Source organism: Streptomyces sp. V2I9, assembly GCF_030817475.1.
Lineage (GTDB): Bacteria > Actinomycetota > Actinomycetes > Streptomycetales > Streptomycetaceae > Streptomyces.
In genome coordinates this window covers 5,803,877-5,819,090 of record NZ_JAUSZJ010000002.1, presented here as the reverse complement: position 1 = coordinate 5,819,090, position 15,214 = coordinate 5,803,877, and the positions used below count along the sequence as shown (strand labels likewise).

The window sequence follows — 15,214 nt, the reverse complement described above, 5'->3', positions numbered from 1 at the left end:
GGCCAGGTCAGAGGCCCCACACGACCATGCCCTGCGGTGGGGGCGAGGGCCGCGACCGGCCGTGGAGCAGGTGTCAGGCCAGACGCGTGGCCCTCAGTCCGTCGAGCGGGTACTCACGCGGAAGCCTGGCGGGGTCGCCGGGCACCGTGATCTGTACCGCGACGGGCCGCGCGTTGCCTGCCTCCAGCAGCTGATCCGCCCGCGAGTAGATGTACACCTTGCCGTCCTCGTGCGTGACGTCGACGCCGGACGCCACGACCTTCGATCCGGGCGCCGTCCGCAGGTCGAACGAGATCCGGAACTTACGCGTGTCCTTCCCCTCGCCTCCGGCCTTGCTGACGGCGGTGAGGGTCAGTTCGACGCTGTAGACCTGGCCCTGCGGATCGTAGCTCTGCCACGAACCGACGGCCTTCTTCGTCACGACGATCTCGTCATAGCTGGGAGGAATCGGCATCGGGGTGATGCGTCCGGCCCCGTTCACGACCTCCAGGCCGTCGACGGGAATCCTCCCCGCGCCGATCCGCTCGGCGCGGTCGGGAACGGCGCTGCCGCTGAGATCGAGGTGGTTGACGTTGCCCGCCGAGTCGACCGCGTAGAAGTGCCCGGCGGAGTCGAAGAACGTGGCCGAGTAGGACTTCCGGGAACCACGGGACACACTGGCCTCGGCAGGGGGGAACACCCCTGTCCTGAGCACGGTCTTCATGGGGCTCTTCCGGGGATCCACCTGGAGCAGGTCGCCGTTGTCGCCCTCGACCGAGATCAGGCGGCCGTCCTTGGGGTGCGGGGCGAAGTCGTCCCACCGCCCCGGACCCGGAGGGTGCCCGGCGGTCGCCGTCCGGGTCACCACATCGATGGTGTAGCTGGGCACATCGGGACCGCTCGCGACGAGCAGCTTCTTCCCGTCGATGTCCATGTCGCCGTCGTACCACCGCAGGCCGCTCGGCAGCCCGTCGACAACCGCGTCCGAGACCGTGCCGGCCTCCACGTCGATGGTGACGAGCCTGTTGTCGCTGACGGCGAAGAGCAGCGGCTCCTTGCCCTCACCCCGGTACTGCGCACCCATGGCGGTGTAACCACCCCGGTACGCCGGTACGTTGTCGACCACGCGGGTGTCCCCGTCGATCGGATCGAAGCGGTAGATCCGCGTATTCGTCCTGCCTACCGCCAGATACACTTTACGGTGCGTCACTCTTCAACTTCTCTCAGTGATGGACGGGTTGCCGCCCCAGCATCGAGCCGCCGCACATAGCTCCGCAAGGCCGCGAATCGGTCAACTCACGAGAACCCATGAGAAAAGGTCAATCCTGAACCCCCCGCGCTCGCCAGGCGCGCCCGCTTGACAACGCCTCGACCGCTGCGGGGGACGGAGGGAGCGGTACTGCGCCACCCCTCGGTCCGTGGCCGGGTTGTCGCGTCGGTGGGCCCGGTCGGCATCCGCCGGATCGCCCGCCCCCGCTCACCTCGGCGGTCCGGGCTCCGCAGCCGTCACGTGGGCGGTACGACACCTGCGTACGGGACACACTCCGACCTGGAGAGGAACACGCGGCGGTTCGGCGTATCGATGTGCGCGACGACGACGGCGATGCGCTCTCCGGCCTCGAAGGCTTCCGCCCGACTCGCCGCCGGGCGACCGTCGATCTCTCTGAAGGGGACCAGCCCGGCCACCTCATCCCCGATGTCGACGAAGACGCCGACGGGACAGGAACGCCCGGAGTTCCGGACTCCCGGACTGCTCATCCATGCCCACCACCACGGCGCACGGCCTCACCGTTCTGCCGCATCCTCACGCGGAAGTGACCGTCCGCGATCGTGACCACGCCTCCCACGCCCGGTACCTCGGCCACCCGGACGGGTCCTACCGGTACCTCGGCCACCCGGACAGGTCCTAGCCGGAACAAGCCGTGCGGCCCGCCTCATGCCAGGCGCAGACCGGGCAGAGGGTCGCACCCCTGGCCGACTCCGGGTACTCGGTCGGCTCGCGGCACAGCACGCACTCGGCGTACGGAGGACCTGCGACGGTCTTGTCCGGCGCCGCCGGTGCGCCTGACCCCGGAGGCGCGCAGTACGTGCCGTCCTCGTCCGTTCCTCCGCCCCTGTCCCTGCCCATGTCCATGCTCACGAGCCTACGCATCCGCGCCGGGCGGCGTTCCGGCGGACGAGCGACGCGACCGGTACGGCGCGTGCGGGCGAACCCGGCCGCTCCGGAGCGGCCCCGCACTCCCCCGCTCGCCGCTTCGCCTCGGCGGTCCGCGGCCCGTGCCCCACGCTCAGCCGGAGGTCTTCTCCGGCCTGGCCTCGCTCGGGCGGACGATGACGAAGCCCTCGCCCTGGAGCATCAGCTGGACCGCCTCGCCGGAGCCGCCGCGCACCATCGAGCCGACGCTCTGGGAGCGGTGCAGGCTCGTCGTGAGCTGCTGGCTCCAGCCGACAACCGCGTCCGTGTCCACGTACACCGGCTGGGCGGAGGTCACGGGGATCACGATGGGGTTGCCCTCGCACATCAGGCCGAGCTTGCCGTAGCCCGTGAAGACGCTGTTGAAGAGGCCGCCGCCGACCATGCCGGCGCCCTTCACCGTCTTGATCTCGTAGGAGAGCGTGGGGTCGAAGCAGAGAACGTTACGGCCGTTGATCGTGATGGCGTCGCCCTGGTCCAGCTCCACGATGAAACAGTTGGCCGCCTCGTGGGCGAACCACGCCTCGCCCTGGCCCCGGACGGCCATCAGCGCCAGGCCCTCGCCGGTGACCGCGCGCTTGAGCATGCCGCCGATGCCCTGGCCCTTGCGCTCGAACTGGAGGTTGCCGCGGAAGGCGATCATCGATCCCTGCCGGGCGTGCATCTCCCCGTTGACGGCGTACTTGATCGACTTGGCGTTCTGGAGGGTCATACCGGGGGCGGTGGCCGGCTGGGCCAGGTGCTCGCTGGAAAAGAGATCGCTCTTCATGCGGAGCATCCTCACCCGGACCGGACCGTTCCGCCAAGCAGGTGACCTGGCCCGCCTGGCAGACTGGGACAGTGACCAGCGACGACACCCCCACTCCCGCTCCCGACAGCCCGTTCCGCAGCGGCGCGGCCGACCGCGACCAGGCGCCGCAGTTCGTCCTGCCGCTGGTGCTCCACCTGGAGAAGACGGACCCGCCCGCCCGTACCGACGCCCTGCGGGCGGCCGCCCGTGCGGTGCTGGCGATCCTCTCCGACGAGCGGTCCCTCGGGGACGGCGCGTGGGCGGAGGCGATGCGGGACTGGCAGGACGCCCGCATCCGCAAGGTCGTGCGCCGGGCGCGCGGCGCGGAGTGGCGCAAGGCGGCGGCGCTCGACGGCATCACGGTGACGGGCGAGGACGGCGCGGAGGTACGGGTCTTCCCGCCGATCCCGCTGGACGGCTGGCCCAAGGAGCTGGCCAAGCTCCAGGTGTCGGGCACCGAGCTGGAGGACCCCGAGCCGCCGGCCGCCCCCGACCCGGAGGGCCCGGTGCTCTGGCTGAACCCCGAGGTCGACATGTCGGCCGGAAAGACGATGGCCCAGGTGGGGCACGGGGCGCAGCTCGCCTGGTGGGAGCTGTCCGACACCGAGCGCAAGGCGTGGCGCGAGGCCGGGTTCCCGCTCTCCGTGGCCACCCCCGGAGCGGAGCGCTGGCGGGAGCTGACGGCGAGCGGGCTGCCGGTCGTGCGGGACGCGGGATTCACCGAGATCGCTCCGGGCTCCTGCACCGTGATCGCCGATCACCCGGCGCTGCGCCGCTGAGCGGACGTGCGGGGACCGCCGCACCGCTGAGCCGACGCGAACGGGGCGGATCGCCGCTGCGCGGGCGTCAAGGGCGGCTGCCCCGCCGAGCCGGGGTGAAGGGGGCGCGGCTGTCCGGGCGTGAAGGATGGCTGCACCCGCTGAGTGACGGCGCGTCCTCCCGCGTATCTCCCGGTACTGACCCATCGGCGTCACCGCCAAGCAGCCCGCGCGGCACGGCGGTCGGCGCCCCGGCGCCCCGGCGCGGGAGACACCTTGTTGCGACGCATCAACGGCACGGCCCTCATCATCGCGGCGCCGGCCGCCACCCTGGTGGCGATCGCGTTCCCGGTCTGGTCGTACGCGGACCGCTCCGGCACCGGCGAGGCGAACCTCAACGCCTCCAGCGTCGCCACCCGGTGGGGGCCGCTCTCCGCGACCGACCGGGACTTCCTGGTCAAGGTGCGGCTCGCCGGGCTGTGGGAACTGCCCGCCGGGCAGCAGGCGATCGAACGGGCCCCCAGCGAGGCGACGAAGGCCGCCGGGGACCACCTCGTCGTCGGCCACACGGACCTGGACCGGCGGGCGCGGGACGTGGCGGCGAAGCTCGGGGTGGAGCTGCCCAACCAGCCGACCGCCCAGCAGCAGGGCTGGCTGCGGGAGCTGACGGCGGCGAGCGGGGACGACTACGAGCGGACGTTCGCCAACCTCCTGCGGGCCGCCCACGGCAAGGTCTTCGGTCTGATCGGCCAGGTCCGCCACACCACCCGTAGCACGCTGATCCGGCAGCTGGCCAGTGACGCCAACCAGACCGTGCTGGACCACATCACCATGCTGGAGGCCACCGGCCTCGTCGACTTCGATGCCCTGGCGCGCGAGGCGGCCGGCGGATCCACGGTCAGTCCCTCGGGCCCGCCGATGCCGCGGGACGGGCAGGCTCCCCTGGCACCGGTGCCGGTGACACCGACGGGCGACCGGTCCTTCACCTCGCGCCCCGTACCGCCCACGATGATGCCGATGCCATGACGGGAGCGGCGGCACGGGAACCTCAAATCCTGCTCTGAACGTCCCTCCGATCGGGTTCAGCGCCGCGCGACGGGGCCATGAACCCGGAACAGCACGAGGTGAGCGAGCAGGGGGGCGGGGGCACCATGGAACTGGGCATCGGCATCGGCTGGCGGCCGGAGATCGCGCACGAGGTCGAAGCGCTGACCGGGATCGACTGGGTGGAGGCCGTCGCGGAGAACCTCTGCGGCGGCCACCTCCCGGACTCCCTGGTACGGCTCCGGGAGCGCGGCGTCACCGTCGTACCGCACGGAGTGGCGCTCGGCCTGGGCGGCGCGGACCGGCCCGACCCCGACCGCCTCGCCGCTCTCGCGGCGCGCGCCGAACTGCTGGGGGCGCCGCTGGTGACCGAGCACATCGCGTTCGTACGGGCCGGGGGGCCGCTGACCGCGTCGCCGAGGCTGGAGGCGGGGCACCTGCTGCCGGTGCCGCGCACGCGGGACGCGCTCGACGTGCTGTGCGAGAACGTGCGGATCGCGCAGGACTCGCTGCCGGTACCGCTCGCCCTGGAGAACATCGCGGCGCTGATCACCTGGCCCGACGAGGAGCTGACCGAGGGCCGGTTCCTGGCGGAGCTGGTCGAGCGGACCGGGGTGCGGCTGCTGATCGACGTCGCCAACCTGCACACCAACCACGTCAACCTCGGCCAGGACCCGGCGAAGGCGCTGGACGAGCTGCCGGTGGAGGCCATCGCGTACGTCCATGTGGCGGGCGGGGTAGAGCGGAACGGTGTCTGGCACGACACGCACGCCCACCCGGTGACCGCTCCGGTGCTGGAGGTGCTGGCCGAACTGCGCTCGCGGGTCGATCCGCCGGGCGTCCTGCTGGAGCGGGACGACGCCTTCCCGCCGGGCGAGGAGCTGGCGGGCGAACTGGAGGCGATCCGCGCGACCCTGCGGGAAGCGGCTCCCCCGACGGGCCCGGCGTCCCCGGAGGGCCCGCGTCCCGCGGTGCGGGGAAGGGACCGGGCGCCCGCCGTTCGCGTTCCCGAAGCGACCGTTCCCGAAGCGACCGCTTCCGACACGACCGTTCCCGACACGACCGTTCCCGAAGTCCCCGTTCCGGGCGGCCCCGACGTCTCCGCCACCACCCGCGACCGGATCGCCGTCGCGCAGACCGCACTGCTCTCCGCGCTGGTGGCGGGAACCCCGGCCCCCGAGGGCTTCGCCCCCGCGCGGCTGCGGGTCCAGAGCCGGGCTCTGGCCGCCAAGCGCGCGGACGTCGTCGCCAAGGTCGCCCCGGAACTGCCGGAGATCCTCGGCGACGGCTACCGCGCCGCGTTCCTCGCGTACGCCGGGAGCCGTCCGATGTCCGGCGGATACCGGCGCGATGCCCTGGACTTCGCCGAGCGGGTGCTCATCACGGGCGGCCCCGCCGATCCCCTGGCGCGGCGCGAACTGACGTACTGGTGGCAGGACCGGTCGGGCGCCCGGCCGCCGGGCCGTGCCACCCGCCTGGTCCGCGCGGCCCGTGCCGTTCTCGCAGGGAAGAAGTAGGGAAGTCACGACCATGAACGCACTCGCTCTGCTGCTGAACCTGGCGACCCTCGTCTCGGCCGTGCTGCTCATCGCGGCCGTGGTCGCCTCCCGGTCCCGCCGCCCGCCGGCCGGCCCCTTCCCCTCCGTCCACGACCTCTACGAAGGGGCGTTCCTCAACGGCGGCCCGGCCAGGGTCGTGGACACCGCCCTCACCGCCCTGCACGCGGACGGCCGGGTACTCATCGGCGGTCCCGGCATCATCTCCGTCCAGCGTCCGCAGGCGAACGACCCGGTGGAACGCGCCGTGCTCCAGGAGCTGGCGACCGCCCCGAGCGGGGCGCTGCACCTGGTGCGGGAAGCGGTGATGCGCCACCCGGCCGTGCAGGAGATCGGTGACGGGCTGGCACAGCGGGGGCTGCTCGTGCCGCCCGCCGCGAGCCGCACCGTACGGCGCTGGGGGCGGGTCCAGGGTGTGAGCTGCCTGATCGCGTTCCCGGTCTCCATCGTGCTCACGTTCGCCCAGTACGTGTCGTCCCACCACCCCTACGAGGGCCTGCCGGTCCCGTTCGTCCTGAAAGTGCTGCCCGCGATCGTCCTCGGCGGGATCAGCGGTCTCGTCGTCGCCTCGGCGTCGGCGAAGCGGATCACCGGAGCGGGTCGCCGCGCCGTCCAGGGGTTCGTGGCCGCCCACGCCCGGGCGGCCACCCCCGCCCAGCTGGTCGCCACGCGGGGGCTGCGTGCCCTGCCGGACCCGGCGCTGTACGCCCAACTGGTCGCGGCGGCACGGCTGGGCGCCCGGGGCCGGCGGTCCTTCGCGTACACCTCCGGGTCCACGACGGCGGGAGTCACCGTCGTCGCCGCCACGACGGTCTGGTGCGCCGCGTCCGGCCCCGGCGGGTCGAGCTGCGGCGGGTCCAGCGGGGGCGGCTCCGGGTCGGGGTGCGGCGGCGGGTCCGGGTGCTCCTCGGGGTGCGGGGGAGGCGGCGGTTCGAGCTGCGGGGGCGGCGGCTCCAGCTGCGGCAGCTCGGGCGGTTCCAGCTGCGGGGGCGGGGGCGGGTCGAGCTGCGGCGGCGGTGGCTGAACCAGCCGCCTGCGGTCTGAAATCACCAGCTACGTACGGATATTGGCCGCCCATCAGGGTGGTGGACGAAGACGTGCCGGGACGGTGCTGGACATCGCCTCCCGTCCGCCCGACCATCCTCCTCCGCATCCGCGGAGAGGCACCGCCGTCCCTCTCCTCATCCGCAGAGAGGCACCGCGCGTGAGAACAGCTGCGCTCTACACGACGATCGGCTCCCTGGTCCTGTCCGCCCTGGCCACCGCTCCCGCGGCCGCCCGGGACGGCCGGGGCCCCGCCGAGGCACGGGGCACCGCGATCGCCGCCGCCCGCGCCGCGTCCGTCGGGATCGACTTCGGCCCCTGCCCGCAGGAGGAGATGCTTCCGGACTCCCTGACGTGCGGCACGGTGAAGGTTCCCCTCGACTACGCCCGGCCGGACGGGCGGCAGCTCGAACTGACCGTCAGCCGTACCCCGGCCACCGGCCCCGCCGAGGACCGGCAGGGCGCGTTCGTCTACAACCCCGGTGGCCCCGGCGCCTCCAGCATCACCTTCCCGATGGCCGGGGAACTGCCGGAGTGGAAGGAGATCGCCGAGGCGTACGACCTGGTCGGCTACGCCCCGCGTGGGGTGAACGGCTCGTCCGCGCCGCTGAGTTGCCAGGACCCGTCCGCGTACACGAAGGGTCCGACCGACGCCCCGACCCACCCGACGCGGGCGGAGAAGGAGCGGCGCGTCGCCCGTGCCCAGGACTACGCGCGGGGGTGCGCCGAGCGCGCGGGAGAGACGCTGCGGCACTACACCTCGCTGAACAACGCGCGGGACCTGGACGTCCTGCGGGCCGCGCTCGGGGAAAGCCGGCTGACGTTCATGGGGGCGTCCTACGGGACGTACTTCGGTGCGCTGTACGCGACCCTGTTCCCCTCCCACGTACGGCGCATGGTCTTCGACTCGGTGGCCGATCCGGACCCGGAGCAGATCTGGTACCGCTCCAACATGGGCCAGTCGATGGCCTTCGAGCGGCGGTGGGAGGACTTCCGGCGCTGGGTGGCGAAACACGACGACGTGTACCACCTGGGCACCACCCCGGAGGCCGTGGGCCGGCACTACGACGCGGTGCGCGCCGAGTTGGCGGTGGAACCGGCGGGCGGCAAGGTCGGGCCGGGGCAGCTGCACGCGGCGTTCCTGTCGGCCGGGTACTACGACGACTACTGGGCGATGCGGGCGACGGCGCTGTCGGAGTACGTCCGGGGCAACCCGGAGCCGCTGGTGGCCCAGGCGTCCCCGCGGGCGGTGGCGGCCAAGGACAACGAGAACGCGCAGGCGGTGTACACGGCGGTCGAGTGCAACGACGCGCCGTGGCCGGAGGACTTCGCGGTGTGGGACCGCGACCACACGGAGCTGGCGCGCGTCGCGCCGTTCGAGGCGTGGGACAACGCCTTCACCAATCTGCCGTGCGCGTTCTGGCCGGCGCCCCGGCAGCGGCCGCTGGAGGTCGGGGCGCGGTGGGGCGCGCTGCCGCCGGTGCTGATCCTGGCGGCGGAGCGGGACGCGGCCACCCCGTACGAGGGGGCGCTGGAGCTGCGGAGGCGGCTGCCCGGTTCGTCCCTGGTGACCGAGCGGGGCGCGGGGACGCACGGGGTCGGCGGGGCCGGGAATTCGTGCGTGGACGACCATCTGCGCCGGTATCTGCTGACCGGCGAGGTACCGGGGCGGGGGGCGGACTGCGCCGCGCGTCCGGAGCCCAACGCGGTGTCGCTGGACTGACGTCGGGGTACGGAGCGGGGGCCGCCGCACCTTCACGGTACGACGGCCCCCGAAGCCGAACCCGGTGTCGCTGGAACGGCGGACGGCACGGTCGGTGCCCTGGTGCCCGCCCTTCTGATCTTCCGGGTTGGGGTGGTGCGGGACTCGCTGGCTATGCGAGCCCGGCCACCAGGTCTGCGACGCTCTTCCTGCGGCCCGTGTAGAACGGGACCTCCTCGCGCACGTGGAGACGTGCCTCGGAGGCGCGCAGGTGACGCATCAGGTCGACGATACGGTGCAGCTCGTCCGCCTCGAAGGCGAGGATCCACTCGTAGTCGCCCAGCGAGAACGAGGCGACGGTGTTGGCCCGGACGTCCGGGTAGCCGCGGGCCATCTTGCCGTGGTCCGCGAGCATGCGGCGGCGGTCCTCGTCGGGCAGCAGGTACCAGTCGTAGGACCGGACGAAGGGGTAGACGCTGATGTAGTCGCGCGGCGTCTCGTCGGCGAGGAACGCCGGGATGTGCGACTTGTTGAACTCGGCGGGGCGGTGCAGGGCCATGTTGGACCAGACCGGTTCCAGAGCGCGCCCGAGCTTGGTGCGGCGGAAGAGGTTGTACGCGTCCTGGAGCTGGTCCGAGGTCTCGGCGTGCCACCAGATCATGATGTCCGCGTCGGCCCGCAGCCCCGACAGGTCGTAGGTGCCGCGGACGGTGACGTCCTGGGCGGCGAGCCGGTCGATCAGCTCCTGGACCTCGTCGGCGTACCCGGCGCGGTCCAGGGGGAGCACGTCGCGCAGTTTGAAGACCGACCACAGGGTGTAGCGGATGACCTCGTTGAGGTCCTTGGCCTTCTTGCCGGCGTTCGGACCCTTGCTTGATGTCGCAGTCTCAGGAGCACTCATACGGCTATTGTCCCGCCTCGCTCCCCGTGCCCCGAACCCGGGTCGGCGTGGCGACGATCTCCCCCGTGATCTCCTCCGCGTCCGCCCCTGTGATCTCCCCCGTCAGATCGCGGAGGATCTCGTCGGCCGCCCGGTGCGCGCTCGCGATGCAGGCCGGAATGCCGACCCCGTCGTAGGCCGCGCCGCAGACCCGCAGCGCGGGCAGCTCGGCGACCTCGTCGCGGATGCGGGCGACGCGGGCGAGGTGGCCGACCGGGTACTGCGGCAGGCCGCCGATCCAGCGGGTGACCTCGCTGTCCACGGGCCGGGCGGTGAGGCCGGTGGCGGCGGCGAGGTCGCGCTGGGAGAGGGCGACGAGTTCACCGTCCTCACGGTGGAGGTGGTCCTCCTCGCCGTAGCGGCCCACGGAGGTGCGGAGCACGAACAGGCCGGGCGCGGCGTCGGCGACCCACTGCCACTTGTTGCTGGAGAACGTGGACGCCTTGATGGTGTGCCCGTCGACCGGCGGCACGAGGAACCCGGAGCGGCCGCGGAGGGTCTCGTACGCCTCGATGTCGGCGCGCCGGAAGGCGAGGGTGACCAGGGCCATCGAGGCGTACTCGACGCCGGACAGCTCGGCGGAGGCGGCCGGGGACTCGGCGGCCAGCAGGGTGCCGGCGGACCAGGCGGGGGTGGCCAGGACGACACCGTCGGCGGCGATGGTCCGGGCGTCGGTGCGGACGGCCCAGCCGCCTTCCGTACGGGTCAGGCCGAGGACCGGGGTGGCGGTGAGGATCTCGCCGCCACCCGCCCGTACGGCGTCACCCACGGCGGCCGGGAGGGTGCCGATGCCGCCCGCGATGCCCTGGAAGACCGGACCGGTGTGCTGCCGCGCGGTGGCGCGCTCCTGGACGCGGCGGACGGCCTCCAGCAGCGGGCCGCCCTCCTTGACGGCCTCGAAGAGCTGGGGCACGGCGGCGCGCATCGAGATCCGGTAGGCGTCGCCCGCGTAGACGCCGCCGAGGAGGGGTTCCACCAGGCGGTCCACGACCTCGCGGCCGAGCCGGTCGGCGACGTACGCGCCGACCGCGACGTCGTCGCCGACCGGGGTCGGGGTGAGGTCGCGCTCCTCGGCGATCCGGGCCAGACCCTCGGGGGACAGCACCTCGCCGAGGACCGCCGGGTCGCCGGGGATGCCCATGACGTGGCCCCGCGGCATGGGACGCAGGGCGTCGCGGGTCCAGAGGGAGGCGGTGGCGGTGGCGGGCGGCTGGAGGCGGTCGGCCAGCCCGACCGCCTCGGCCAGGGCGACCGCCTCGGGACGCCGGGCGAGCATCGACTCGGCCCCCAGATCGACCTGGACGCCCGCGATCTCGCCGGTCATGAGCTTGCCGCCGAGCCGGTCCGTCGCCTCCAGGAGGGTGACCCGCACTCCGGCGGCGACGAGGCGGTGGGCGGCGGCCAGGCCCGCGATGCCGCCGCCGATGACGACGACGTGGCCCGGTGGTGTCTCCGCACGCTGTTGGGAACGCTGCATGGGTCCACTCTCTCAAACCCGTTCCGCGTCCTGACCGTGACCACTTCGCAACCCCCATCGGCAACCGGTGGCGGGGCCGCCGCGTCGAACCCTCACCATCAACCGATGTCCTTGGGGGGACCTGTCATGCGTGTGGACAGCAGAATCGATCGATCCTTCGTCCGGGGGCGGGCCGTGCTCGTCGCCGGGGCGCTCGGCCTCCTGCTCGCGGTCGGCGGCTGCGGCGCGTCGGGCGACTCGTCGGGAAGCGCCGCGAAGGCGGCGGACGCGAAGGGCGCGCCGCGCGAGGGGTTCGCGGACGAGGGCGGGGCGGCGGTGTCGCCGGCGGACGGGAAGGCGTCCGGGAACAAGAAGGTGGCGAAGCCGGGCGGGGCCTCCCATGTGATGCGTACGGCAACGCTCTCCGTCGAGGTGCGGAGCGTGCCGAAGGCCGTGGCCGCCGCGCGTACGGCGGCGGAGGGCGCGGGCGGCCTGGTGGCGTCGGAGAACACCGAGCGGCTCGACGACAGGTACGAGACGTCGCACCTGGTGCTGCGGGTGCCGCAGGAGCGGTTCGGGGAGGTGCTGCGGGAGCTGTCCGGTTCCGGGAAGCTGCTGTCGCGCACCTCGAACGCGAAGGACGTCACCGACCAGGTGGTCGACGTGGAGAGCCGGATCTCCACCCAGCGCGCGAGCGTGGCGCGGGTGCGGGAGCTGATGGACAAGGCGGAGAAGATCAGCGATGTGGTGGCGCTGGAGGGCGAGCTGAGCAGCCGTCAGTCCGACCTGGAGTCGCTGCTGGCCCAGCAGGCGAGCCTGAAGGACCGCACGTCGCTGGCGACGATCACCCTGGACCTGACGCCGCCGGACGCCCCGGACGAGGACGGGGAGGAGGAGGACCCAGGGTTCCTGGACGCGCTCGGCGGCGGCTGGGACGCGTTCGTGACGATGCTGCGGTGGATCGCGGTGGCGTTCGGGGCCGCGTTCCCGTTCCTGCTCACCGCGGCCCTGGCCGTGGTGGTCTGGCGGGTGCTGCGGAAGCGCCGGGCGGCCCGCCGTGCGGCCGGGGCGATCCGGGCGCGGGCTGCCGGGCAGGGGGAGGGCACGGCGGCTTCCTGAGCCGCCGCGGCACCGTAGCGTGGGGGTCCTTGATCGGACGGAAGGGACCCGGCATGGCAGCGGAGCGACTGGTGGTCATCGGCGGGGACGCGGCGGGCATGTCCGCCGCGTCCCGGGCCCGCAGGCTCAAGGGGCCTGACGAGCTGGAAATCGTCGCGTTCGAGCGCGGCCACTTCACCTCGTACTCCGCCTGCGGCATCCCGTACTGGGTGAGCGGCGACGTCGAGGCGCGCGATGACCTGATCGCCCGGACACCGGAGGAGCACCGGGAGCGGGGCATCGATCTGCGGATGCGGACCGAGGTGACCGAGGTGGATGTGTCCGGGCGGCGGGTCCGGGCGCTGGACCGGGAGAGCGGGCGGACGTACTGGACGGGCTACGACAAGCTGGTGATCGCCACCGGGGCCCGCCCGGTGCGCCCGGAGCTGCCGGGGATGGACGCGGCCGGGGTGCACGGGGTGCAGACCCTGGACGACGGGCAGGCGCTGCTCGACTCGCTGGACGCGCTGGGCACGGAGGGGGCCCGGAGGGCCGTCGTGGTGGGCGCGGGGTACATCGGCGTCGAGATGGCCGAGGCGATGCTCAAGCGGGGCTTCACGGTGACCGTCCTGAACCGGGGCGAGCAGCCGATGGCGACGCTCGACCCGGACATGGGGCGCCTCGTTCACGAGGCGATGGACGGGCTGGGCATCAGCACGGTCAACGGGGCGGCCGTGACGGAGATCCTGACCGGCCCGGACGGGCGGGTGACCGGGGTGGTGACGGACGGGGGCCGGTATCCGGCGGACGTGGTCGTCCTCGGCATCGGCGTCGAGCCGGAGACGGAGCTGGCGCGGGCGGCGGGGCTGCCGCTGGGCCCGCAGGGCGGGCTGCTGACCGACCAGGCGATGCGTGTGGCGGGCCACGAGGACATCTGGGCGGGCGGGGACTGCGTGGAGGTCCTGGACCTGGTGGCGGGGCGCCCCCGGCACATCCCGCTGGGCACCCACGCCAACAAGCACGGCCAGGTGATCGGTTCCAACGTGGGCGGCGGCTACGGCACGTTCCCCGGCGTGGTCGGTACGGCGGTGAGCAAGGTCTGCGACCTGGAGATCGCCCGGACCGGGCTGCGGGAGAAGGACGCCGCCGCGGTCGGGCTGCGCTACGTCACGGCGACCATCGAGTCGACGCAGCGGGCGGGGTACTACCCGGGGGCGAAGCCGATGACGGTGAAGATGATCGCGGAGCTGCGCACGGGCCGGCTGCTCGGGGTGCAGATCGTCGGCCGCGAGGGGTCGGCGAAGCGGGTGGACGTGGCGGCGGTGGCGCTGACGGCCGGGATGACGGTGGAGCAGATGACGGCGCTCGACCTGGGGTACGCCCCGCCGTTCTCGCCGGTCTGGGACCCGGTGCTGGTCGCCGCCCGCAAGGCCGTGGCGGCGGTGCGGGACGCGGGGAGCTGAGGGCGACGGGGGCCGCCGTTCCCGGCCGGCCCCCGTCCGTGCGGCGTCTCAGCGCGCGGTCTGCTCGTGGACGTAACTCACGAGGCGGGTGAGCGCGTCCGGGTCCATGGTCGGCATGACGCCGTGGCCCAGGTTGAAGACGTGGCCCTCCAGGCCGGCGGCGGCGTCCAGCACCTCGCGGGTCTTCTCCTCGACGGCCGGGGTCGGTGCGAAGAGCACCGCCGGGTCGAGGTTGCCCTGGAGCGCCTTGCCGGGGCCGACGCGGCGGGCGGCCTCGTCCAGCGGGACCCGCCAGTCGACGCCGACGACGTCCGCCCCGGCCTCGCCCATCAGGCCGAGGAGTTCACCGGTGCCGACGCCGAAGTGGATGCGGGGGACGCCGTAGGGCGCGACGGCGTCGAAGACCTTCGCGGAGGCGGGGAGCACCGCGCGGCGGTAGTCGGCGGGGGCGAGCGCGCCGACCCAGGAGTCGAAGAGCTGGACGGCGGAGGCCCCGGCCTCGATCTGGACCTTGAGGAAGGCCCCGGTGATCTCCGCGAGCCGGTCCACGAGATCGGCCCAGAGCTGCGGGTCGCCGTACATCATGGCCTTGGTGCGCTCGTGGTTGCGCGAGGGGCCGCCCTCGACGAGGTAGCTGGCGAGCGTGAAGGGAGCCCCGGCGAAGCCGATGAGCGGAGTGGCGCCCAGCTCGGCGGTGAGCATCCCGATGGCCTCGGTGACGTACGGGACGTCCTCGGGGGTGAGGTCGCGCAGCCGGGCCAGGTCGGCGCGGGTGCGGATCGGCTCGGCGATGACGGGACCGACGCCCGGCTTGATGTCGAGGTCGATGCCGATGGCCTTGAGCGGCACGACGATGTCGCTGAAGTAGATCGCGGCGTCGACCTCGTGCCGGCGTACGGGCTGCAGGGTGATCTCGGCGACCAGCTCCGGCATCATGCAGGAGTCCAGCATCGCGATGCCCTCGCGGACCTTGAGGTACTCGGGCAGCGAGCGCCCCGCCTGGCGCATGAACCAGACCGGCGTGTGGGGCACGGGTTCGCGCCGGCACGCCTTGAGGAAGGCCGAGTCGTGGGTGGCGTGGCGGACCGCGTCGAGGCTGGCGGAGGTCGTCGTCTGCTGGCCCGAAGGGCTGTCGTTGGCACTCACGCACAGAATCTTCGCACGTGGGGCGAAGGAGCCCGGCCCCGCAC

14 protein-coding genes are annotated in these 15,214 nt (G+C 73.2%); 7 read left to right on the top strand and 7 right to left on the bottom strand.

What is annotated here, in order from left to right; all coding sequences use genetic code 11:
- Positions 1-73: 73 nt before the first annotated feature.
- The 4 genes from QFZ71_RS25365 to QFZ71_RS25350 form a co-directional block, all read right to left on the bottom strand.
- Positions 74-1,189: a hypothetical protein gene (locus QFZ71_RS25365; RefSeq protein ID WP_307670469.1), complete on the bottom strand. Its 1,116-nt coding sequence runs from the start codon at positions 1,187-1,189 to the stop codon at positions 74-76.
- A 296-nt stretch (positions 1,190-1,485) separates the two neighbouring features.
- The gene (locus QFZ71_RS25360) at positions 1,486-1,737 is read right to left on the bottom strand and encodes a S1 RNA-binding domain-containing protein (protein WP_307670468.1); all 252 of its coding nucleotides are present in this window, start codon (positions 1,735-1,737) and stop codon (positions 1,486-1,488) included.
- Positions 1,738-1,885: 148 nt separating this feature from the next.
- Positions 1,886-2,107, bottom strand: coding sequence for a hypothetical protein (locus QFZ71_RS25355; protein WP_307671579.1), 222 nt, complete (start codon positions 2,105-2,107; stop codon positions 1,886-1,888).
- A 160-nt stretch (positions 2,108-2,267) separates the two neighbouring features.
- A complete protein-coding gene (locus tag QFZ71_RS25350; RefSeq protein ID WP_307670467.1) occupies positions 2,268-2,942 on the bottom strand; it encodes an AIM24 family protein in 675 nt (224 codons plus the stop codon).
- Positions 2,943-3,013: 71 nt separating this feature from the next.
- On the opposite strand from QFZ71_RS25350, the gene QFZ71_RS25345 reads away from it, so the two are divergent.
- The 5 genes from QFZ71_RS25345 (at position 3,014) to QFZ71_RS25325 (ending at position 9,088) form a co-directional block, all read left to right on the top strand.
- On the top strand, positions 3,014-3,742 hold the full coding sequence (locus QFZ71_RS25345; protein ID WP_307670466.1) for a peptidyl-tRNA hydrolase: 729 nt from the start codon (positions 3,014-3,016) through the stop codon (positions 3,740-3,742).
- Positions 3,743-4,000: 258 nt separating this feature from the next.
- A complete protein-coding gene (locus tag QFZ71_RS25340; protein WP_307671578.1) occupies positions 4,001-4,747 on the top strand; it encodes a DUF4142 domain-containing protein in 747 nt (248 codons plus the stop codon).
- 125 nt (positions 4,748-4,872) lie between these two features.
- Positions 4,873-6,282: a DUF692 domain-containing protein gene (locus tag QFZ71_RS25335; RefSeq protein WP_307671577.1), complete on the top strand. Its 1,410-nt coding sequence runs from the start codon at positions 4,873-4,875 to the stop codon at positions 6,280-6,282.
- A gap of 13 nt (positions 6,283-6,295) precedes the next feature.
- Positions 6,296-7,345 (top strand): TIGR04222 domain-containing membrane protein, encoded by a 1,050-nt coding sequence (locus tag QFZ71_RS25330; protein ID WP_307670465.1) that lies wholly within the window; start codon positions 6,296-6,298, stop codon positions 7,343-7,345.
- Between the two features lie 180 nt (positions 7,346-7,525).
- Positions 7,526-9,088, top strand: a complete 1,563-nt coding sequence (locus QFZ71_RS25325; RefSeq protein ID WP_307670464.1) for an alpha/beta hydrolase — start codon at positions 7,526-7,528, stop codon at positions 9,086-9,088.
- Positions 9,089-9,239: 151 nt separating this feature from the next.
- Here the strand turns inward: QFZ71_RS25325 and hemQ are convergent, their stop codons facing one another.
- Positions 9,240-9,968 (bottom strand): hydrogen peroxide-dependent heme synthase, encoded by a 729-nt coding sequence (gene hemQ / locus QFZ71_RS25320; RefSeq protein ID WP_307670463.1) that lies wholly within the window; start codon positions 9,966-9,968, stop codon positions 9,240-9,242.
- Positions 9,969-9,972: 4 nt separating this feature from the next.
- The gene (hemG, locus tag QFZ71_RS25315; protein WP_307670462.1) at positions 9,973-11,484 is read right to left on the bottom strand and encodes a protoporphyrinogen oxidase; all 1,512 of its coding nucleotides are present in this window, start codon (positions 11,482-11,484) and stop codon (positions 9,973-9,975) included.
- 132 nt (positions 11,485-11,616) lie between these two features.
- On the opposite strand from hemG, the gene QFZ71_RS25310 reads away from it, so the two are divergent.
- Complete coding sequence (locus QFZ71_RS25310; protein ID WP_373465153.1) at positions 11,617-12,582, top strand: DUF4349 domain-containing protein; 966 nt, start codon at positions 11,617-11,619, stop codon at positions 12,580-12,582.
- A 53-nt stretch (positions 12,583-12,635) separates the two neighbouring features.
- Positions 12,636-14,024, top strand: a complete 1,389-nt coding sequence (locus QFZ71_RS25305; RefSeq protein WP_307670460.1) for an FAD-dependent oxidoreductase — start codon at positions 12,636-12,638, stop codon at positions 14,022-14,024.
- Positions 14,025-14,072: 48 nt separating this feature from the next.
- On the opposite strand, the gene hemE is transcribed toward QFZ71_RS25305, so the two are convergent.
- Positions 14,073-15,170, bottom strand: a complete 1,098-nt coding sequence (gene hemE / locus QFZ71_RS25300) for a uroporphyrinogen decarboxylase (protein WP_307670459.1) — start codon at positions 15,168-15,170, stop codon at positions 14,073-14,075.
- Positions 15,171-15,214: the final 44 nt, after the last annotated feature.